The 20,105-nt window shown below is 71.4% G+C and carries 15 protein-coding genes and 3 pseudogenes; 9 read left to right on the top strand and 9 right to left on the bottom strand.

From position 1 onward, the window contains the following. Nucleotides 1-69: 69 nt before the first annotated feature. Nucleotides 70-927 carry a hypothetical protein gene (locus ACWIZO_RS08610; RefSeq protein WP_448642071.1) on the bottom strand — a complete coding sequence of 286 codons (858 nt, stop codon included), beginning with the start codon at nucleotides 925-927 and terminating at the stop codon, nucleotides 70-72. A 374-nt stretch (nucleotides 928-1,301) separates the two neighbouring features. On the opposite strand from ACWIZO_RS08610, the gene ACWIZO_RS08605 reads away from it, so the two are divergent. The 4 genes from ACWIZO_RS08605 to ACWIZO_RS08590 all read left to right on the top strand — a co-directional run bounded on the left by ACWIZO_RS08605 (nucleotide 1,302) and on the right by ACWIZO_RS08590 (nucleotide 7,912). Beyond that, on the top strand, nucleotides 1,302-2,696 hold the full coding sequence (locus ACWIZO_RS08605; RefSeq protein WP_448642070.1) for a hypothetical protein: 1,395 nt from the start codon (nucleotides 1,302-1,304) through the stop codon (nucleotides 2,694-2,696). A 122-nt stretch (nucleotides 2,697-2,818) separates the two neighbouring features. Further along, nucleotides 2,819-4,855: a GT4 family glycosyltransferase PelF gene (pelF, locus tag ACWIZO_RS08600; protein WP_448642069.1), complete on the top strand. Its 2,037-nt coding sequence runs from the start codon at nucleotides 2,819-2,821 to the stop codon at nucleotides 4,853-4,855. Between the two features lie 335 nt (nucleotides 4,856-5,190). After that, entirely contained in the window at nucleotides 5,191-6,783 is a 1,593-nt protein-coding gene (locus ACWIZO_RS08595) for a DUF4832 domain-containing protein (protein WP_448642068.1), read from the top strand. Between the two features lie 52 nt (nucleotides 6,784-6,835). Further along, nucleotides 6,836-7,912 carry a putative glycoside hydrolase gene (locus tag ACWIZO_RS08590; protein WP_448642067.1) on the top strand — a complete coding sequence of 359 codons (1,077 nt, stop codon included), beginning with the start codon at nucleotides 6,836-6,838 and terminating at the stop codon, nucleotides 7,910-7,912. Between the two features lie 18 nt (nucleotides 7,913-7,930). Here ACWIZO_RS08590 and galE read toward each other — a convergent pair whose 3' ends face one another. From galE to ACWIZO_RS08575, 3 genes are all read right to left on the bottom strand, one after another. Beyond that, nucleotides 7,931-8,920 (bottom strand): UDP-glucose 4-epimerase GalE, encoded by a 990-nt coding sequence (gene galE, locus ACWIZO_RS08585; RefSeq protein WP_448642066.1) that lies wholly within the window; start codon nucleotides 8,918-8,920, stop codon nucleotides 7,931-7,933. Nucleotides 8,921-8,995: 75 nt separating this feature from the next. After that, on the bottom strand, nucleotides 8,996-9,187 hold the full coding sequence (locus tag ACWIZO_RS08580; protein ID WP_448642065.1) for a hypothetical protein: 192 nt from the start codon (nucleotides 9,185-9,187) through the stop codon (nucleotides 8,996-8,998). Nucleotides 9,188-9,250: 63 nt separating this feature from the next. Beyond that, nucleotides 9,251-10,570: a UDP-glucose dehydrogenase family protein gene (locus ACWIZO_RS08575; RefSeq protein ID WP_448642064.1), complete on the bottom strand. Its 1,320-nt coding sequence runs from the start codon at nucleotides 10,568-10,570 to the stop codon at nucleotides 9,251-9,253. Nucleotides 10,571-10,981: 411 nt separating this feature from the next. On the opposite strand from ACWIZO_RS08575, the gene ACWIZO_RS08570 reads away from it, so the two are divergent. Further along, entirely contained in the window at nucleotides 10,982-12,055 is a 1,074-nt protein-coding gene (locus ACWIZO_RS08570; protein WP_448642063.1) for an LCP family protein, read from the top strand. A gap of 28 nt (nucleotides 12,056-12,083) precedes the next feature. On the opposite strand, the gene ACWIZO_RS08565 is transcribed toward ACWIZO_RS08570, so the two are convergent. The 5 genes and pseudogenes from ACWIZO_RS08565 to ACWIZO_RS08545 form a co-directional block, all read right to left on the bottom strand. Next, complete coding sequence (locus ACWIZO_RS08565; RefSeq protein ID WP_448642062.1) at nucleotides 12,084-12,245, bottom strand: hypothetical protein; 162 nt, start codon at nucleotides 12,243-12,245, stop codon at nucleotides 12,084-12,086. Between the two features lie 109 nt (nucleotides 12,246-12,354). Beyond that, nucleotides 12,355-12,978 (bottom strand): arsenate reductase/protein-tyrosine-phosphatase family protein, encoded by a 624-nt coding sequence (locus ACWIZO_RS08560; protein WP_448642061.1) that lies wholly within the window; start codon nucleotides 12,976-12,978, stop codon nucleotides 12,355-12,357. A gap of 17 nt (nucleotides 12,979-12,995) precedes the next feature. Then, nucleotides 12,996-14,351 carry a sugar transferase gene (locus tag ACWIZO_RS08555; RefSeq protein ID WP_448642060.1) on the bottom strand — a complete coding sequence of 452 codons (1,356 nt, stop codon included), beginning with the start codon at nucleotides 14,349-14,351 and terminating at the stop codon, nucleotides 12,996-12,998. A gap of 315 nt (nucleotides 14,352-14,666) precedes the next feature. Further along, nucleotides 14,667-15,365 carry a CpsD/CapB family tyrosine-protein kinase gene (locus tag ACWIZO_RS08550; RefSeq protein ID WP_448642929.1) on the bottom strand — a complete coding sequence of 233 codons (699 nt, stop codon included), beginning with the start codon at nucleotides 15,363-15,365 and terminating at the stop codon, nucleotides 14,667-14,669. A 432-nt stretch (nucleotides 15,366-15,797) separates the two neighbouring features. Then, nucleotides 15,798-16,034, bottom strand: a pseudogene (locus tag ACWIZO_RS08545) (Wzz/FepE/Etk N-terminal domain-containing protein); the annotation flags it as partial. 330 nt (nucleotides 16,035-16,364) lie between these two features. On the opposite strand from ACWIZO_RS08545, the pseudogene ACWIZO_RS08540 reads away from it, so the two are divergent. The 4 genes and pseudogenes from ACWIZO_RS08540 to ACWIZO_RS08525 all read left to right on the top strand — a co-directional run bounded on the left by ACWIZO_RS08540 (nucleotide 16,365) and on the right by ACWIZO_RS08525 (nucleotide 19,849). Next, nucleotides 16,365-17,188, top strand: a pseudogene (locus ACWIZO_RS08540) (HARBI1 family protein). 500 nt (nucleotides 17,189-17,688) lie between these two features. Beyond that, on the top strand, nucleotides 17,689-18,666 hold the full coding sequence (locus ACWIZO_RS08535) for an NAD-dependent epimerase/dehydratase family protein (RefSeq protein WP_448642059.1): 978 nt from the start codon (nucleotides 17,689-17,691) through the stop codon (nucleotides 18,664-18,666). Then, a pseudogene (locus tag ACWIZO_RS08530) lies at nucleotides 18,656-19,228 on the top strand (glycosyltransferase); the annotation flags it as partial. The gene ACWIZO_RS08535 and the pseudogene ACWIZO_RS08530, both read left to right, overlap by 11 nt. 6 nt (nucleotides 19,229-19,234) lie before the next feature. Continuing rightward, the gene (locus ACWIZO_RS08525; RefSeq protein ID WP_448642928.1) at nucleotides 19,235-19,849 is read left to right on the top strand and encodes a glycosyltransferase family 4 protein; all 615 of its coding nucleotides are present in this window, start codon (nucleotides 19,235-19,237) and stop codon (nucleotides 19,847-19,849) included. Nucleotides 19,850-20,105 lie beyond the last annotated feature (256 nt).

Below are 20,105 nucleotides of genomic sequence, written 5' to 3'. Positions count from 1 at the left end.
CCCGGCCCGTCGACGTGCTGGTCAGCGCGTGGGCCGGTCGGTGAGCGGCCTGCTGCGCAGGGCGTCCGCTCAGGCCCGCGGCGTAGGCGTGCTGAGCGCCGGCACCTCGAGCGACAGGTCGTCGTCGCGACGGCGCAGCCAGGACGCCGGCAGCACCAGCCGCGGCGCGACGCCGACCAGGACGGCGACCAGCACGGCCACGCCGCCGAGCGCCTCCCCCGACTCCTCGAGGAAGGTCGCCGTCACCGCCGCCGGGCCGCTCACGACGCCGGAGACGGCGGAGAGCAGCACCGCCGCAGCGGCGTACAGACCCAGGGCGGTGAGCACCCGGCGCCGGTCGCGGCGCTCGGCGCGGCTGACCAGTGCGAGGACGGCGAGGACGGCGCCGGCCAGTAGCACGCTGACCACCGTTGCCGCGGTGGACGACGTCCGGTCGGCGAACCAGTGCACCGCCGTCACGTGCACCGTGCCGCCGGCCTTGACCACCGCGATGCCCGCGGTGACCGCCCCCACGGCCAGCCACCAGGTGCGCCGGCCGGGGTTGCGGCCGGCGCCGACGACCGCGGCGAGCGCCGCCGCGGCGAAGAGAGCGGCGACGTACGTGCGCGGCACCGAGAGCGGGGCGTCCATGGACAGGGTCTGCGCGACCTGGCCGCGGGCACCGGTGAGCCGCAGCACGCAGCCGACCGTCTCCAGCGCCACGGCGACCAGGGCGAGGACGATCCCGAACGGCGGGAGGGGCAGGCGCCGGCGCACCGCCGGGCCAGCGGGACGGGGGCCGCTGAGCGCCTCGGCGGTCAGCGGCTCGTCCTGTGCGGTGCCCGGGGTCCGGCGGTCGGCCAGGGCGATGCCCTTGCCGACGACGACGCCCAGGGCGACGGCCACGACGACCCAGGAGAGGAGCCCACCGGCGATCCACGTCCACACGAGCGTGTCATCGGCAGCCGGGGGCGCCGTCGTGACCCCTCGGCACCCGACCGGGTGAGAGGGGGTCACCCGGTCGGGTGAGACGATGCAGAGGTCCGCTGCCTGGCGAGGTCTCGTTCTGCCACGCTGGTGAGTTCGGCCACACCGCCCGGTTCCGTTACGCGTGCCCTTCACTGCTCGCACGGCCCCTGTCGCGGAGAGTCTGCAGGTCAGGTTCGTGTACTGCCGCGTACCGGCATCTGCATGGCACAGTCCGGTTGCCGCCTTGTCAGTGCCGACAGGCGAGGTCCGGCTGTTGCACACGGGGGAGAATCGGCTTGCTCGACACTGCGCACACCACCCGTCCGAGCGGAGCACACGCCCGTCCGGAGACGGTGGGGAGCCACGCGACCGGTGTCGCGGTCACCGTCCTCCTCCTCGCCGCCACCCTGGCCTTCCCCCTGACGTCGGACCGGGGGCTGGTCGTCGCGACCACCGCGGTCGTCGCGGTGGCGGTGCTCGGCGCCGTCGTCGTCGCGTGGCCCAGGACCAGGACCGGCACCCGGAGCCGCCGATCACTCGGCACCGTCGGCCAGCTGGTCCTGCACCTCACTCCGGTGCTGCTGCTGACGACCGTCTTCCCGCTGGTGGACGACGAGATCGGGAGCGCCCGGATCGGCGGCGTGGGCCTGACCAGCGTGGTGCTGGCCTCCTCGATGACCGTCCCGTGGCTCAGCCAGTCGGTGTGCATGCCCCTGTACCGCGGCATCGGCGAGGTGTTGCACCGGGGCGACCGCGACGCCCTGCTGGCCGGCTTCTGCCGCGCCTGGCCGCTGATCGCCCTCCGCTCGCTGTCGGTCGTCCTGCTCTTCGCCGTCCCCGTGCAGCTGGTGCTCGACTGGCCGCTCCGGGTGCTCGGCGCCTACCTGGTGCTCACCGTCCTGCACCTGCTGTTCGTGCAGCTGCTCGTCCTCACCAACCGCCCCGACCACCGCGGGATGTGGGCGGCGGCGTGGACCGCATACGCGGCCGCGCTCTTCGTCGCCCCGACGGTGTGGGCGCTGCCCCCACTGCTCGGGATCCTCGTGCTGCTCGTGCCGCTGCGCCACCACGTCCGCCGGCTGGCCGACCCGCTGGTGCTCGACCGCCGCGACGTCGCCTCCGACCTGGTCCGGGGGCTGCTCCTGGGCGCGGTGCTGTGGTCGGACAAGTTCGTGTTCCTGCTGGCGGCCGGGCGCGACTTCGCCGTCGACGTCGTGTTCCTGGCACTGCTGCCGGCGATCCTCGCCTACAACGCCTACTTCGTCTTCTTCGCGCCCCGCTTCGACCTGCAGGTCAGCGCGATGCGCACGGCGATGGAGGCCGAGCCGCTGGACCGCCTGCACCTGCACTCGGCTCGCCTCGCCGGCACGGTCACGTCCGGCATCGTCAAGACGGGGATGGCCGGAGCGGCGCTCGTCCTCCTGGTCACCGGCGGCGTCGTCGCCTGGGAGCCCGGGGCCGCCGGCCTGACGTCCGCGGTGGCCGTGGCGTCGTGGACGTTCATGATGACGACGGTCGTCTCCTACAAGCTGGACTACGTGGGGCAGCGGACGGTGGCCCAGGGCATCGGCGCGCTGCACCTGCTCGCCGTGGTCGCGGCCTTCACCGTGCTCCCGCCGGGCGCCACGGTCTACCTGGTCCTCGCCGGCGTGGAGCTGGTGCTGCTGGGTGTCGCGGTGCACAGCTGCGCGAAGCACTGGGGCCGGCCGGAGTACAGCCTCTTCTGGCGGCACGCGACCTCCTGGTGAGCCGCGGCCCGCGCACCGGGCCGTCTCCGCCCCCTCGATCCTCCCGCGGGCCCCGTCCCGCTCCCTTCCCCTGACCGGCGCCCAGCAGCGGGCCCGAACCGACCACGAGGAGACCCGCCGGGATGTCGTCCCAGCCCGTCCACGACGTCGACGTCGACGTCGACGTCGCGATCGTCATGGAGTCGACCTACCCCTACCTCAAGGGCGGGGTCTCCGCGGTCGTGCACGACATCGTGGTGGAGAACCCGGACCTGACCTTCGGGATCATCCACATCACGTGGGACTCGACGAGCCCGACCGAGGACCTCTACGGCGTCCCGGCCAACGTGCGCTGGGTGCACCCGGTCTACCTGAGCATGGGCGAGCACCAGGCCGACTTCCGCGACCTGCGGCCGCGGGACCTCGGGATGCGGAGCCGGGCGCGCACGGCGCTCGCCCACCGGGTCTTCGACGCCCTGGAGTCCGTGGTGGCCGGCGACCCGGCGCCGGTCTGGTCGCTCTACGACGAGGGGATGAACCCGCGCACGCGGCAGTACCCGCTGTGGGCCCTCCTCGGCACGCAGGAGTTCATGCAGGTGCTCGCCCGGCGCTTCTCCGGCCTCGGGCTCCCGCTGGTCGACACCTTCTGGCTGATGCGCGAGTTCTTCTCGCTGGCCTGCGCCGTCCTCGGCAACGACCTGCCGCGGGCCCGCGTCTACCACGCCCACACCACCGGCTACGCCTCGCTCATGGGTGCCGCGGCGGCCCGGCAGAACGGGACCCGGTTCCTGCTGACCGAGCACAACCTCTACGTGCGGGACACCGTCAACCTCCTGCTCGACCGGGACATGGCGCTGCCGGTCACCGCGACCGACTGGCGGACCTTCTCCGTCGCCCCGATCCAGCGCGCCTGGATGACCTGGTGGATCGAGATGGGCCGGCTCTGCTACCCCAGCGCCGAGGTGATCACCTACCTGTACCCGAAGGCGATCACCGAGGCCGCGGACCTCGGCGCGCCGGTCGAGAAGAGCGTCGTCATCCCCAACGGCATGGTGCCCGCGGCGGTCGAGCCGGCGTACCAGCAGCGGCTGCGGGCGCTGGAGGAGATCGCCGGCGGGTCGCCGGACCGGGTGTGGCGGCTGGCGTACATCGCCCGGATCGTGCCCATCAAGGGCATGCTCGACCTGCTCGACACCGTCCACCTGCTGCTGCAGCGGGGCGTGACGAACTTCCACCTCGACGCGCTGGGCCCCACGGACCACACCCCGGACTACTTCGCGGCGTGTGTGGAGAAGGTCAAGCGGCTGGGCCTGGGCTCGCACGTGACCTTCCGCGGCGTCGTCGACGTGAAGGCCGAGATCGGCAGCTACGACGTGCTGGTCCTGCCCAGCTACAACGAGGGCCAGCCGATCGTCGTCCTCGAGGCGATGACGGCCGCCATCCCGACGGTGGGCACCGAGGTCGGCGGGATGGCGCAGCTCGTGGAGGACCCGCTGACCACCCCGGCGGGGCACACCTGGGGCCCGTGCGGCATCCTCGTCGACCCGCTGCACAAGGCGCCCAACATGGCCGAGCAGCTGGCCGACGGACTGGCCGCCGTCATGGGCGACCCCGCCCTGTACGAGCGCTTGGCGCGCAACGCCCGGGGCAGGGTCGAGGACTTCTTCCAGCTCACCGACGCCATGCGCGCGTACAACGACCTCTACCGGGAAGCTCGGTGGGCTGCCGGCCCGCGACGAGGCCCGGGCGACGGGCCCCGGCGCCGGCGCGGTGCCGACCGTCGAGCCGGTGACCCCGGAGCCGGTCGCCGTCGAGCCGGTGGCCGAACAGGAGCCGGTCCGTCCCGGGGTCCGCACCGCTCCGCGCCGACCGCGGTTGCGGCCGGGCTTCCTGGACGTGCGCCCGGCGACCTAGGGCCGCCGCCGACCGCTGCCGCCGGCGGGGTCAAGGACCGCGCGGGACCTGCCGATGCAGGACCCGTGGTCGCCCTGCTGGTCCTCGGTGCGCTGTCGGTGCTGCCCTGGCTGGGCGGTCGACGGCGTCCTCCCCGTACGCCGGGAACCGCCGTGCCGGCGTGGACTCCTCCGCCGGTTCCCCGACCGGTCCTGCCCCGGGTCGATCCCGACGACTGGTGGGGCGAGGCCCTCCCGTCCCGCCTGCCGCAGCCGGCCGGGCGGTAGCCGCCGCCCGGCCCGAGGACCGCTCTCCGCCCGGGTCGCGTGTGACTCCTGGGACGCGTGTGACTCCTGGGACGACTGCGCCCTCCCAGTGGACGCAGCGTTGCGCGCCTGTTGGACTACTCTCCGCATACGGACGTACACGGCTCCCGCTGCTCCCTCGACGGGCCGGCCGGTCGTCCCCGGCCAGCCGCGACGTCCGGCGGCAGGAGAGGTCCCCCGTGGGCAGGCACCCGTCCCCGAACGCTCCGGAGCCGTCGACACGGCACTCCCGGCCCGCCACCGTCCCCGCTCCTGCACCCCGCGCCGCAGGACGGCACCTCCGCCGGCTGTCCGTGGTGGCGAGCGCCCTGGCGGTGGCAGTGGCGATCGCGGTGGGCGTGGTGCCCTCCTCCGAGGGTGCAGCGGCCGGGCAGCCCGAGTCGGCCGCGGCCACCCGCGCGCTCGGCGCGCAGGCGCTGCAGGGGACCCGCTGGCGGGTCCCGGTGCCGACCACCCGTCCGACCACGACCCCCACGTCGACGGCGCCGGCGCCGGCACCGGCACCCACGACCTCGGCACCCACCACGACCCCGGCAGCGCCCACGACCTCGTCGGCGCCCACCACGACGACAGCCACCACGACGACAGCCGCCACGACGGCGTCCACCCCGGCCGGGCCCGCGCCGGTGCAGGTCACGTACGCCGGCACCGACGAGGTCATCGCCAACCCCGAGCGCGGCTTCTTCCACTACACCGAGACCCGCTGGTCCCCGGACGGCAGCGCCTACACCCCGCTGGACGCCGCCACCCTGACGTCGTGGCGCACGACCGAAGCGGTCACGTTGGTCTACCGCGTCTTCTACCTCGGCGGCCTGGTCGACTCCGACACCGTCGACGCCCGCTTCCTCGAACAGGTGGCCGCCGACCTCACCACCGCCCGAGCCGCGGGCGTCAAGCTCGTCGTCCGGTTCGCCTACTCCCCCGACGACGGCCGCGACGCGCCGCCGGCCCGCGCCGTCGCCCAGATCCGCCAGCTGGCGCCGGTGCTCAACGCGGCCTCCGACGTCGTGCTGGTGCTGCAGGCCGGCTTCGTCGGCCGCTGGGGCGAGTGGTACTACTCCGACCAGTACACCGCCGACCCGTCGCGCCCGTACGAGCTCACCGCCGACGACTGGTCCCGCCGCGGGCAGGTGCTCGACGCGCTGCTCGACGCGACGTCGCCCGACATCTGGGTGCAGGTGCGCTACCCGGCGATCAAGCAGCGCCTGGTGGACGCCGCGGACGCCCCGCGCGTCGGCGTCCACAATGACTGCTTCCTCGCCAGCGACACCGACATGGGCACGCTGAACAGCGACGCTGACCGGACGTGGCTGGCCACCCAGTCGGGGAGCGTGCCGGTCGGCGGCGAGACGTGCGGGACCAACGGCACCCGGTCGCAGTGGACCACCGCCGCCGCGGAGCTGGCGCGCTACCACTGGAGCTTCCTCAACGCGGACTTCCACCGCGCCGTGCTGGACTCCTGGGGATCGGCGGGTCTGACGACCGCGGCGCGGTCCCTGGGCTACCGGCTGCGCCTGGTGTCGGGCTCCTTCCCGGCGACGGCGCGGCCGGGACAGACGGTGCGCGTCCAGCTCACGCTCACCAACGACGGCTACGCCGCGCCGCTGACCGACCGGCCGGTCGACGTCGTGTTCCGGCAGGGCGACCAGACGGTGAGCGTGCCGGTGCCGCTGCACGTGCGGGAGCTCACCCCGGGGGTGACCCGGACGGTGCAGCTCGACGTGCCGGCGCCGACCGCGCCGGGCGCGTGGGCCCTTTCCCTGGCCCTCCCCGACGACGCGCCGTCCCTGGCGTCCGACCCGGCCTACGCCGTCCGGCTGGCCAACCAGGGGCTGTGGGACCCGGCGACCGGCCGCAACGACCTGCGGCACACGCTCACGGTCGGCTGAGCCGGCCCCGGGGTCGGGAGGCGCGCCCGGGGCCGCGTGACAGGCTGGGCGCATGGTCACCCGCCGTGGCGCCTGGATCCGCTACCAGGACCCCCTGTCGGACGAGCAGCTGGACTTCGCGGCGGAGCACTACCAGGCCGCCATCCTGCAGCCCTGGGAGACCGAGGCCGCCGGCCGGCTCAAGGAGCAGCGGCCGGACATGACGGTGCTGGCCTACAAGTGCCTGTCGTCGGTGCGCGACTTCGAGGAGGGGCCGATCCACACCTCGGGGGTCAGCCTCGAGGAGGCCGAGGAGGCCGGCGAGGAGTGGTTCGCCCACCGGGAGGACGGCAGCCGCATCCAGTGGGCGACCTACCCGGGGCACTGGCAGATGGCGGTGTGGGAGCCGGAGTACCGGGAGCGGTGGTGCGACAACGTCGCCGACTTCCTCGAGGACACCCCGTGGGACGGCGTCATGGCCGACAACGACGTCTTCGACGACTACTACGGCCTGCGCCCGCCGATCGAGGGCGGCCGGACGATGGCCGACCTCCGCCGGGTGATGGACGAGTTCGTGCCGCAGGCCGGCAAGCGGCTCAACGGCATGGACAAGCTGCTCGTGCCCAACATCGCCGAGTCGCGGCGCGACCCCGGCCGCTGGGACCGGCACGCGGCCTACGGCGGCGGCTTCGAGGAGGTCTGGCTGGCCTGGGGGCCGCAGGACTTCCTCGACCCGGCCAGTGCGCTGGCGCAGATGGACGAGCTGCGCGGCCCGGGGATCAGCATCATGCGGACCGCAACCGACGGCCGCGACGACCACCCGAACTTCCTGTACGGCCTGGCGGCGCTGTGGGTCTTCGGCGCCGGCGAGCAGGCCTGCTTCTCCGCCACCGACCACGACGGCTACAGCGGGACCCCGTTCCGGCCCGAGCTGGAGTGGGACCTGGGGGAAGCGCGCGGCGGCCCCCAGCAGAAGGGCAACGCCTGGTCGCGCGAGTTCGCCGACGGGTGGGCGGCGGTGAACCTCAACGAGAACAAGCGCCGCAAGGTCTCCCTGTCGGTGCCCGCGGGTCTGCGGACGGCGAGCGGGGAGCCCGCGCCGTCGAAGGTGACCCTGCAGCCGCACGAGGGCGTCCTCTACCGGCGCTGACGCCGGACCGGTGGCCGCTCAGGACCGGCGGACGCCGCCCCCGGAGGCGGTCCACCCGGCCCACGCGGAGGACACCATGTCGTGGACGTCGTGCTCCGCCTTCCAGCCGAGCGCCGAGCGGATGGTGTCGGCGGAGGCCACCACGCGGGCCGGGTCGCCGGGGCGGGGCGGGGCGACGACCGGCTCGGCCCAACCCTCCTGCGCCGTCCCGGTGACCGAGCGGATGGTCGCGACCATCTCCCGGACCGAGACGCCCTCGCCGCGGCCGATGTTGGCCGTCAGCGCGCTCACCCGCCCCTCGCGCAGCGCCCGGGCCGCGGCGACGTGCGCGGTGGCGACGTCGGCGACGTGGATGAAGTCGCGGATGCAGGTGCCGTCGGGGGTGGCGTAGGTGTCCCCGAAGACCAGCGGTGGCTGCCCCTGGGAGAGACGCTGGAAGACCATCGGCACGAGGTTGGACACGCCGCGGTCGGTGAGCTCGGGCGCCGCCGTCCCGGCGACGTTGAAGTAGCGCAGGCTCACGTGGCGGAGGCCGGTGGCCGCGGCGACGTCGGCGACCATCCGCTCGCCGACCAGCTTCGTCGTCCCGTAGGGGTTGACCGGCCGGCACTCGGTGTCCTCGCCGACGAGGTCGACGTCGGGCATCCCGTACACCGCCGCGCTGGAGGAGAAGACGAACCGGTCGACGCCGGCGTCCCCGGCCCGTTCGAGCAGGACGCGCAGGCCCTCGACGTTCTCGCGGTAGTAGAGCAGGGGACGGCGGACCGACTCCTCGACCTGCTTCTTGGCCGCCAGGTGCACGACGCCGGTGACGCCGTGCTCGCGCAGCGCCCGGTGCAGCAGGGGGCCGTCGAGGACGCTCCCGACGACGAGCGGGACCCCGGGGACCCGCCCGGCGTCCCCGGTCGAGAGGTCGTCGAGGACGACGACCTGCTCGCCCGCCGTCTGCATGGCGGCCACGACGTGCGCACCGATGTAGCCGGCGCCGCCGGTCACGAGCCAGGTCACCGGACGAGCCTAGGCGCCGCCGGGCGGTTGCCGGGGGTTCGTCCGGTCACACGACGCCGGCGTCCCGTGCGGCGGTCAGCTCCCCGGCGCCGGTGTGCCGCGGAGCAGGGCCGCGGTCAACGCCCGGTCGACCCCGGCAGCCGCCGACCGCTGGTCGGCCAGCCGGACGCCCCGGCCCAGGACGACGCCGGAGGCGACCGCGATCAGGGTCCAGACCAGCAGTCCGCCGAGCACCCACGTCCACACACGCGCGTCATCGGCAGCCACCCGCCGGATCCGGCGCGGGTCGCAGTGCGGACGGGGTCGTCGGTGCGGGAGGGGCGCGTGGGGTCAGCCGGCGCGGCGGCCCAGCGCCCGGTAGGTCCAGCCGGCGGCGGTCCAGGCCTCGCGGTCGAGGGCGTTGCGCCCGTCGAGGACCCGCTTCTGCCGCACGACCTCGCCGAAGGCGACCGGGTCGAGCTCGCGGTACTGCCGCCACTCGGTGAGGACGAGGACGGCGTCGGCGCCGGCCGCGGCCTCCTCGGGGGTGTCGGCGTAGTCGAGCTGCGGCCAGAGGTGCCGGCAGTTCTCGACGGCGGCAGGGTCGGTCACCCGGACGACGGCCCCCTGCAGCTGGAGCTGAGCGGCGACGTTGAGCGCCGGGCTGTCGCGGATGTCGTCGCTGTCGGGCTTGAACGCCGCACCCAGGACGGCGACCTTCTTGCCCAGCAGCGAGCCGTCGCAGACCTCGCGGGCCAGCTCGACCATGCGGATCCGGCGGCGCATGTTGATGTTGTCGACCTCGCGCAGGAAGGTCAGCGCCTGGTCGGCGCCCAGCTCACCGGCCCGGGCCATGAACGCGCGGATGTCCTTGGGCAGGCAGCCGCCGCCGAAGCCGAGCCCGGCGTTGAGGAACTTGCGCCCGATCCGGTCGTCGTAGCCGATGGCGTCGGCCAGCAGCTTCACGTCCGCGCCGGTGGCCTCGCACAGCTCCGCCATGGCGTTGATGAAGGAGATCTTCGTGGCGAGGAAGCTGTTGGCCGCCGTCTTCACCATCTCGGCGGTGGCGTGGTCGGTGGTCACCTTGGGCGTCCCACGCTCGACGATCGGTGCGTACACCTCGTCGAGGAGGCGCTCGGCGGTCTCGCCGTCGTCGCCCGCGGGCAGGCCGTAGACCAGCCGGTCGGGGTGCAGGGTGTCCTGGACGGCGAACCCCTCCCGCAGGAACTCCGGGTTCCACGCCAGCAGCGCGCCGGGGACCTTCTCCACCACCAGCTCGGCCAGCCGGGCCGCCGTCCCCACCGGGACCGTCGACTTCCCCGCCACCAGCTCACCGGGCGCGAGCACCTGCAGCAGCGACTCCACGGCGGCCTCGACGTAGCGCAGGTCGGCGGCGTACTCGCCGCGCTTCTGCGGCGTCCCGACGCACACGAAGTGCACCTGGGCGCCGGCCGCCTCGGTGACGTCGGTGCCGAAGCGCAGCCGGCCGGTGGCCAGGGTGCGGGCCAGCAGCTCCTCGAACCCGGGCTCGTAGAACGGCGCGCGGGCCTGGCGCAGCGCGGCGATCTTCTGCTCGTCGACGTCGATCCCGACCACCTCGTGGCCCAGTTCGGCCATCGAGGCCGCGTGCACGGCGCCGAGGTAGCCGCAGCCGATGACCGAGATCTTCATGGGGACTCCGCAGTGGACGAGACGGACGGTGACGACCCGGTGCCGGACGGGCACCCCCGACCCTAGGACGGCGGCCCGATCGGCTGCCAGCCGGGTCACCGGAGCGCACCGCACAGCGGGACGGCAGGTGACGTGACGGGGCGTGGCTGTCACACTCGGGTGCGTGACCGGCCGCCGTCGCCCGCCCGGAGCGGAGGACCCTGCGCGCCTCCGCGGCAGGTGGCACCTGCACCGCTTCCGGTGGGTCGGCGAGGACTCCTTCGGCGGCCCGAGCCTGTACGCCTGTCGCTGCGGCGCCGTGCGACCCGGTCTCTGACGGCGGGGCCGTCCGGCCCGCGGGCGGGCCGGCGCCCGTCCCGGCGGCGGGACGGCCCCGACTTCGGATTCGGTGGTGGACGAACGGGGGCCGGCGTGGACGAGGACGACGAGCGCGACGGGCTGCTGCCCGGGGAGGCGTCCGACGACCCGCTCCCGCGACGGCGCCGCGGTCTGCGCCGCCTCCTCGTCGCCCTCGGGGTCCTGCTGACCCTCCTCGTGGCCGTCGTCGGCGGCGGCGCCTGGTACCTGACCGACCGCTACGCGGGCAACGTCGACCGCGTCGCCGGCGTCTTCGCCGGCCTGGACGAGGACACCCGCCCGGCGCCGGCCTCCGCGGCCGCGTCGTCCGGGGACGCGCCGGTCACCTTTCTGCTCGTCGGCACGGACACGCGGGAGACGGCCGACGAGGGCATCGCCGAGGGCGGCCGCTCGGACGCGGTCATGCTCGCCCGCTTCTCCGGCGACCGGCGGCACGCCCAGCTGGTGTCCATCCCGCGCGACTCCTGGGTGGAGATCCCGGGTCACGGCACGGACAAGATCAACGCCGCCTACGCGTACGGCGGGCCGTCGCTGCTGATCCAGACCGTCGAGCAGCTCACCGAGGTGCGCATCGACCACTACGTCGCCATCGACTTCGGCGGGATCGTCGAGGTCACCGACGACCTGGGCGGGGTGGACGTCGTCGTCGCCGAGACCACCACCAACGGGCCCTACACCTTCCCGGCCGGCGTGAACCACCTCGACGGCGACCGGGCGCGCTGGTACCTGGGGCAGCGCCACGAACTGGCCGGGGGCGACTTCGACCGGGTGCGCCGGCAGCAGCAGTTCCTCGAGGCGGTGTTCGCGCAGCTGTTCAGCTCGGGCACGCTGACCGACCCCGGGCGACTGGACTCCGCCCTGCGCGCGGTGACCGGCGCGGTGGCGGTGGACGAGACCCTCGGCGACACCGACCTGCTGGGGCTGGCCTACTCGCTGCGCGACCTGCGGCCGGAGGCCGTCGACTCCTTCACCGCCCCGGTGCTCGGCACCGGGACGGAGGGCCCGGCCAGCGTCGTCTACCTCGACCCGGTGGCCGGCGAGCGGATGTGGACCTACCTGCGCAACGACTCGCTGTCGCAGAACGCCGACGAGTTCGCCGACGAGGCCCTCCCGGAGGTGCCGCGCTGAGGACGGCGCGCCGGCGACGGGCCGCGGCTCAGTGGACGGCCCGCTCGCCGTCCTCCAGCGGATAGCGGCAGCCGCAGCCCGGGCAGAGCTCGTAGGTGCGCCGGTGCGCCCGCCGGCGCAGGCCGAGCAGCGCCGCTCCGCGGCTCTTGCGCCACGACTCGATGACGCGCAGGGGGCTGGTGCCGCACACGTCGCACGCGCGCGGGCTCAGCCCCGTTTCGACACGAACTCGTTCCCCCACCGGTCCAGCATCGCACCGGCGGACGACGCCGGGGCACCCCTCCGGGCCGATGAGTGCGTCACTCCCGGCTCGGCGCCGGCTCCCGGAGCGCGGCGATGCGCGACAGCACCGGCACGAGCGCCGCGGCGACCGCCTCCCCCACCTCCTGGTGCACCTCGAGGGTCTGGCCGATCGGGTCCCTGATGTCGTCGTCGCGGCCAGGCGTGCGGCGCGGGCGGGCGGCGTGCAGCGCCGCGACGAGCGCCCGCGCGCGGTCGGCGAGGGGGCCGTCCGGCAGGTCGGCGCCCTCCCCGACCAGGGTCACCAGGTCGGCCGCCTCGCGGAGGGTGAAGGTGCGGGCCAGCGCGCGCGGCGCGAGCTGCAGCACGGTGCGCCGGTGGGCGCGGGTCATCGTGAGGGTGAGGTCCGCGTCGATCGCCATGGCGTCGACCAGCTGGCGCGCCCGGAAGTCGCCGGGGTCCCCGCCGAGCCCGCGGAGGACGAGCGCGCTGTCAGGGTGCATGGTCGAGCCGACGACGGCGCCGACGCCGGCACTGACCAGCCGCACGTCGGACGCCTGCTCGCCCAGCGCGTCGGCGAGGTAGGCCCGGCCCAGCCGCTCGGCCAGGGGCGAGCGGCAGATGTTGCCCGTGCACACCAGGAGCACGGTGAGCACCGGCTGGTGCGATCGGTGGCGGGGCACGCGCTCATGATGCGCGGTCAGTACGCCCCCGACCCGTGCAGGACCGCCCCGACGGTCTTCCAGAGGATCATGAAGTCGAAGGTCAGCGACCAGTTCTCGACGTACCGGACGTCGATGCGCACGGAGTCGTCCCAGGACAGGTCCGACCGTCCGCTGACCTGCCACAGGCCCGTCAGGCCCGGCTTGACCAGGAAGCGGCGGCGCATGTCGTAGCCGTACTGCTCCACCTCTCGCTGCAGCGGCGGGCGCGGGCCGACGAGGGACATGTCGCCGCGGAGGACGTTGACCAGCTGCGGCAGCTCGTCGACGGAGAAGCGGCGGAGCACCCGCCCCACGCGGGTCACCCGCGGGTCGGTCTTCTTCTTGTAGAGCACGCCGTTGCCGTCGTTGTCGGCCGCGAGCTGCTCGGCCATGCGGTCGGCACCGCTGACCATGCTGCGGAACTTGAGCATCGAGAAGGTCCGGCCGTCGCGCCCCACGCGCTCCTGGCGGAAGAACACCGGACCGCGGCTGTCCAGCCGCACCGCGAGGGCGGCGCCGAGGAGCAGCGGGCTGAGCACGAGCAGCCCCAGCAGGGCGCTCGTGCGGTCGAACGCCTCCTTGGTGAGCCGGCGGACGCCGCGCAGCTCCGGCCGCTCCATGTGCAGCAGCGGCAGCCCGCTCACCGGACGGATGCGGACGCGCGGGCCGACGACCTCGGTGACGGCGGGCGCGAGCAGGAGCTCGGCCTGGGTGCTCTCCAGCTCCCAGCCGAGGCGGCGCAGGGCCGGCCCGTCGAGCTCGGGGCAGGGCAGCACGGCCACCGTGTCGACCTCGTACTCGGCCACGACCGCGGCGACCTCGTCGAGGCCGCCGAGCACGGGCAGGCCCTGGAAGGCGTCGGTGACCGTGTCGTGCCCGCTGGGCAGGCAGCAGCCGATCACCCGGAGGCCGTGGTAGGCCTCGCGGGCGATCTGCGCGTCGAGCGCCGCGACGGCGCTGCGGTGCCCGACCAGCACGGTGGTCTGCTGGTAGCGGCCCCGGCCGCGCTGGCGGTGCAGCCGCTGCCGGCGCGCGTACCGGGAGACCAGGGTCAGGAAGGTGGCCAGCGGGAGGGCGACGACGACGAGGCCGCGGGCGACGTCCAGCTCGAACGCCCAGGAGACGGTGCCGACGGCGGCGAGCAGCATGACCGCCGCGCCGAACACGCGGCGGAACTCCTCAGGCCCCACCCACAGGAACCGCTGCTCGTAGCTGCGGGCGACGTGCATGCACAGGACCCACACCAGCGGGAGCAGGGCGACCACCCACGCCGACGTGGGAGCCTCGACCACGCTGTCGGAGCCGAGGTGGGCCAGGTACCCGGTCAGTCCGGCGGCGGCGGCGCACAGCACGTCGGTGACGACCGTGCGACGGACGTAGGCCGAGCGCCACGCACGCCGCGCAGCGGTGCCCTCACCCCGTAGCCGAGGAGCAAACAGGTACCAACCGCGAGCAATCGATTGCTCAGAGTGACGGACCGACTCGTCACGGAGCTCGGACGTGATGATGGCTTCCCCCGTGGTCGACACCCGAGTGCGTGCCCGGGCAGTCACGTTCAACAGCCGGGAACGTCATCGTTCGACCAGCACCGTGACCGTACCTCTACGGGGCGTCACCCGGAAGGGGTTACGGCAACACAGCGTCCGGTACGAGTTGCCGTAGGTGACTCAGCTCGCCGTGGCGGGACCCGTCCCGGTGTCGTAGCCGTAGCCGTACCCGTAGCCGTACGCGGTGGCGAGCTCGGCCTTGGGCGGCACGATGTTGAGGATGACGCCGAGCAGCGTCGCGCCCACCCGCTCCAGGGTGGCCGCGGCCTGCTGGAGCTGCTCCTTGTGCGTGCTGCCGTAGCGGACGGAGAGCAGTACGCCATCCATGTAAACCGACAGGCCGGTGGAGTCGGCCACGGGCAGCAGCGGCGGGGCGTCGACGAGCACGAAGTCGTTCTGGCCGCGCAGCTTGTCGAGCAGCGAGAACATGTGGCTCGACGACAGCAGCTCGCCCGGGTTGGGCGGGGTGGGGCCGGCCGCGATGACGTGCAGGTCGCCGGTGCCGTGCTTCTGCACGACGTCGTCGAGGTCGGCGCTGCCGGAGAGGATGTTGGTGAGCCCGACGCCGCCGACCATCCCGAGGTAGCGGGTCACCTTGGGCTTGCGGAGATCCGCCTCAACGATGGTCACCCGCCGGCCGGCGTCGGCAAGGGCCAGACCGAGGTTGACCACCGCGGTGGTCTTGCCCTCCGAGGGGAGGGCGCTCGAGACCATGATGACCTTGGGCGGCTCGTCGACCTTGAGGAACTGCAGGTTGTTACGTAATTGCCGATAGTCCTCAGCCGTACGCGTGTTCGGCGCGTGGTCAATGGTGTGCATCTTGTCCAATTGCTCATCGCGGAGTACCGCCCCAATGACCGGGGCACCTGCTAACCGGACGATCTCGTCCGGGTCCTTGACGGTGCGATCCAGTCGAGCCCGGCCAACTACGAAGCCCAAGCCAGCAAGAAGTCCCGCCAACAGGCCAACCGCAATGTCGCGGGCTGTCTTAGGGCTGCTACGTTCCTGCGGCAGACTAGCGCGTTCGGTGACTCGAACGGTGACAGGAGAGGAGCCCCCCTCATCCGGCGTCTCGAGCTCCGTCACAAAGGATGGGAACTCTTCACCCACCGCTGCTGCGATACGCTGCGCCTCCCTAGGCGACCCGTCGGTTACAGATACATCAACTAATACTGTATCCGCGACCCCAGTCGCCGCGATGCGCTCCGCAAGTTCAGCCGGATTTTCCTGCAGGTCCAACCTTTCGATGACGCGGCCAGCCATCTCCTCGCCTGTGATGAGTTGCGCATACGATGCCACCCGTCCCTGCGAGAATTGACTACCTTGGAATACTGCGGCGTTTGAGCCGGTATCCCTAGTCGACACGAACAGCTGCGTCTCCGACGTATACATAGATGTCTGCAACAGACTCACGAGGAGTGCAGCACAACCTCCCGCCACGCAAGCCACAACGGGCAGCCACCATGTTGACCGCAGCGCCGTCAACATATCCCTGTACCCCACTGCAACCCCGCTCTCGCCGTCGCCGTCGCTGTCGCCGTCCTGCTCGCCGATTAGACAACTGCCGTCCCCGTCGTGCCGCCGCCCCGGACGATAGGCGCTCCTGCCACCAGCCAGCGCTCGAGGTGGCTGGTGGCAGCCGTTGGCGAAGCCACTGAGCCTTTCCCAGTAGCGGGCGGCTGGTAGGTCAGACCGGACACGCCGACGAGGGCGAGGTGACGGGAGGAAGCGCAGGACCTCGGTAGGAGGGACGTCTTCTCACGGATCGTCTTCCCCACCCGAGGTCCTGCTGTGTCCGATCCTGTCACCTACACCGCTGTGCTTCCGGTCGCCAAGGAGACCGTGCACTTCGTGTCGGGCCTGCTGGCCACCGAACGCCGGCGACGAGGCACCCGCGGCCGGCGCCGGGCGCTGGGTTGCTACCGGCAGGCGGTGCTCGTGCTGCGCTGGTCCTCGACGGCACCCGGCTGGCGCAGCTGGCCTGCGACAACCGGATCGGCCGCTCCACGGCCTACCGGTATCTGCACGAGGGCATCGACGTCCTGGCCGCCGCAGCACCGGGGTTGCGCGGGGCGCTGCTGGCCGCCCGCGCCGCCGGCCATGCCCATGTGACGGTGGACGGCACGCTGGTCCGTACCGATCGGTGTCGTGTCGCCGGGCCAACTGCCCGCGCGGATCGGCCCGAGCACCGGGTCGATCTATGGTGGTCGGGCAAGCACGCCGCCCACGGCGGCAACGTGCAGGTCATCGCCGCCCCGGACGGCTGGCCGCTGTGGACGTCTGCGGTGCGGCCGGGCCGGGAGCACGACACCACTGCCCTGCGCCTGCACACCGAGGCGCTGCCGCTGCTGGCCGAGTGGACCGACGAGACCCACGCCGTGCTGGCCGATCTGGGCTACGAGGGCGAGCGGGCGGCGCTGACCACGCCGATCAAGAAGACCGCCGACGCGCCGCTGACCGCCGACCAGCGCACCGTCAACCTGCTGCACGCGGCCACCCGCGCCCCGGCCGAACGCGGCAACTCGCTACTCAAGACCACCTTCAAGGCGCTGCGCCGGGTCAGCCTCTGCCCCTGGCGCATCGGCGCGATCACCGCCGCCGCCCTTGTCCTCCTCCATCACGAGCACGGCCGCACGACGTGATCAACGACCTGGCCCAGCCGCTACTGGGAATGGCTCACTGCCTGGCCGCTAGTCCGCTTGCATCCGATGCAGCCGCTACGGCGAGGATCGGTCGCTGGCCGACTGCGCCCCCGATGCATGCGCGATGACCGGGACACGCTGAAGCCCTGGCCGACGCCCAGCAGCACGCGGACTACCTGCCGTCCCTACGTACCCAAGCAGTCGACCGGTTACCACCTGACCCGCGAGATCATCGACGTCCCTACACCCGGGCTACAGCGCCAACCCTGCGCAGTGAGATCGAACGCTGCGACCACCCGCTCCCGTGCGACCTGCGCAATCGCGCAAGCACGCGCCCACGTTCGACGGCCTGCACGGGACAAGTCGCGCCAGCACTCAATACTGCCTATCATTCGCCGCACGAGCGCTCCGCCCCCTGAGGGCGGAAGCTTCCAATTGTCGACCTGCCGACGATCAAGCAACAGCCGAAACGTGAAGTTCTGACACCGAGGAGCACCCGCATGCATTGTGTCGTCACAGGGGCCGCCGGCTTCATTGGCAGTCACTTGACTGCACGCTTGCTCCGAGAGGGCCATAGGGTAACCGGGATCGACTGCTTCACCGATTACTATTCTCCGATACTCAAGCTGCAACGGCGGGACGAGTTGACCTCCGTCGCCGGAGACCTCGAATTTATCAACCTCGACCTGACGGCCGCCCCTGTGTCCGAGATCCTCAGGGACGTCGACGTAATATTCCACCAGGCGGGACAGCCCGGCGTGCGAGCCTCCTGGTCGTCGGGCTTTAACGCGTATACGATGAATAACATAATTGCGACTCAACGACTCCTCGAGGCCGCCGCCGGAGTGCCCAGTCCGCCCAAATTCGTTTATGCGTCCTCGTCCTCAGTCTACGGCACGGCCACCTCTTTCCCAACGCTGGAGACTGCACTTCCTTCTCCCGTAAGTCCCTATGGCGTGACCAAGCTCGCTGCGGAACACCTCTGCGTCCTCTACGCCAAAGCGCACGGGGTGCATACAGTCTCGTTGCGCTACTTCACAGTGTATGGTCCGGGCCAAAGACCTGACATGGCCTTTACCCGTTTCTGCAGAGCCGCGGACACCCGCGAGACTGTACGAATCTTTGGCGACGGTGAGCAAGTACGAGACTTCACCTACATCGATGACGTCGTCGACGCCAACCTTCTATCGGCGACTCATCCGAATGTTCCAGCTGGCGCGGTCATAAACATTGCCGGGGGGACTAACGCCAGCGTCAATAGTATTCTCAGGATCTTTGGGGAAGAACTTGGCGCTCCGGTGAAGGCGGAGTATGTCGCCGCATCACGCGGCGACGCGGCTCGCACTGGAGGAGATACGACTCGGGCGCAGCAGATCTTAGGTTGGCAGCCACGCACTGACCTGCGCGACGGACTTCGACAACAATTGGATTGGGTGCGCTCACTTACCTCTCGCGACCTCCTTGACAATGACCGATAACCGACCAGCCGACGCTCCACCGAGGCTGCATATTCTGGTCTGCACTCCAACTTTCCTCCCCGTCGCTGGCGGCGCGGAGCTCGGCTTGCATGAGATTTACGATCGCCTGGGGACGCGACATCGAGTGACGGTCCTTACGCCTCGACTCTCAGCGGACCGCGTGGGCACATCGGGTGGAACCACCAGCAGCTCGGACAATTACGAGGTCGTACGCTTTACTCATCCCTGGCGGCGCACCGCCCCTAGATGGGCAAGACGGCTATTGACGGCGACCGGAATACCCTTCTTTAGGCGGATGCGCCAGGTTCACCGCAATTGCCCCGTCGACGTCATCAACTTACACTTCATCAGGCCAGCAGGACTAGCGGCCGTCCTTTTCTGTATGGTCTACCGGATTCCGGTCGTGGTGTCACTGGTCGGACGCAGCGATGTCCTACGCCTTCTCCCCCCCGCGTCGCGCATCCATGCCGAGCTCACCCTGAGGGCAGCAACCCAAGTCATTGAGAACTCGCGCTTTTACACGTCTGGAACAAGATGGGCGCGATCTAGTGAAGTCATCCCCTACGGCGTGGACAGTCGTCAGTTCACTCCCCCCGCAGAAACGCTTGATCTTGGGCGACACCTGAAGCTGCTTGCCGTACAGCGGCTGTCACCAGTCAAACGGGTGGACATGTTGATTGAGTTGACCAGGGTGCTTCGAGATTCTGGCGCCAACGTCAAGCTTCTTGTAGTCGGCAAAGGGCCTGAGCATGCCGCACTCGCCGAGCAAGCGAGGAACCTACCGGACGGAAGCGTGGAATTGCTTGGTTATGTGCCGGACGAACAACTTCCGGACCTCTTTAAGTCAGCACATCTCTTCCTGTCTCACTCCATGTTTGAGACCTTCGGAGTCACCTTCGCGCAGGCCATGGCTACTGGCCTACCAGTTGTTGCGGCACGCACAAGTTCGATCCCTCTCGTCATTGAGGACGAGGTAAATGGGATACTCTTCCCCCCTGGAGATCTAGAAGCGGCCGCTACCGCTGTGCTTTCCCTGCTTCGCGACGAAGAACGGTATAAGGAGATCTCGCGGCAAAATGTTAGGAAGGCTCGTGAGCTGTACGACTGGGACCACATTGCGACGGCCTATGAGAGGACCTTGGCGGCGGCAGTAGCAGCGCGATCTTGTCAACGAATGACTTGAGGATCCTCGCGTGAGGGATCAGGGAAACGTAGCACTCCGCCGATATCGAGGGACAGCTACTCAGGTAGGACGGCTCGCCTCACTGGCGGTCGGCAACATACCCGGGCTCCTTTTTCCGCTTTCGGCCGCGATCGTGCTTGCCCCAATCGACGTCGACCGACTGCTTCTGCTCTCCTCCACAGGAATAATAGTTAGTAATATCGCAACAAGTACGCAGGAGGTCTCATTAGTTGCAACTTTCAGCACCATCTTGGCT

This window comes from Geodermatophilus sp. URMC 63 (assembly GCF_053502565.1).
This window is presented reverse-complemented; position numbering and strand designations above follow the sequence as displayed.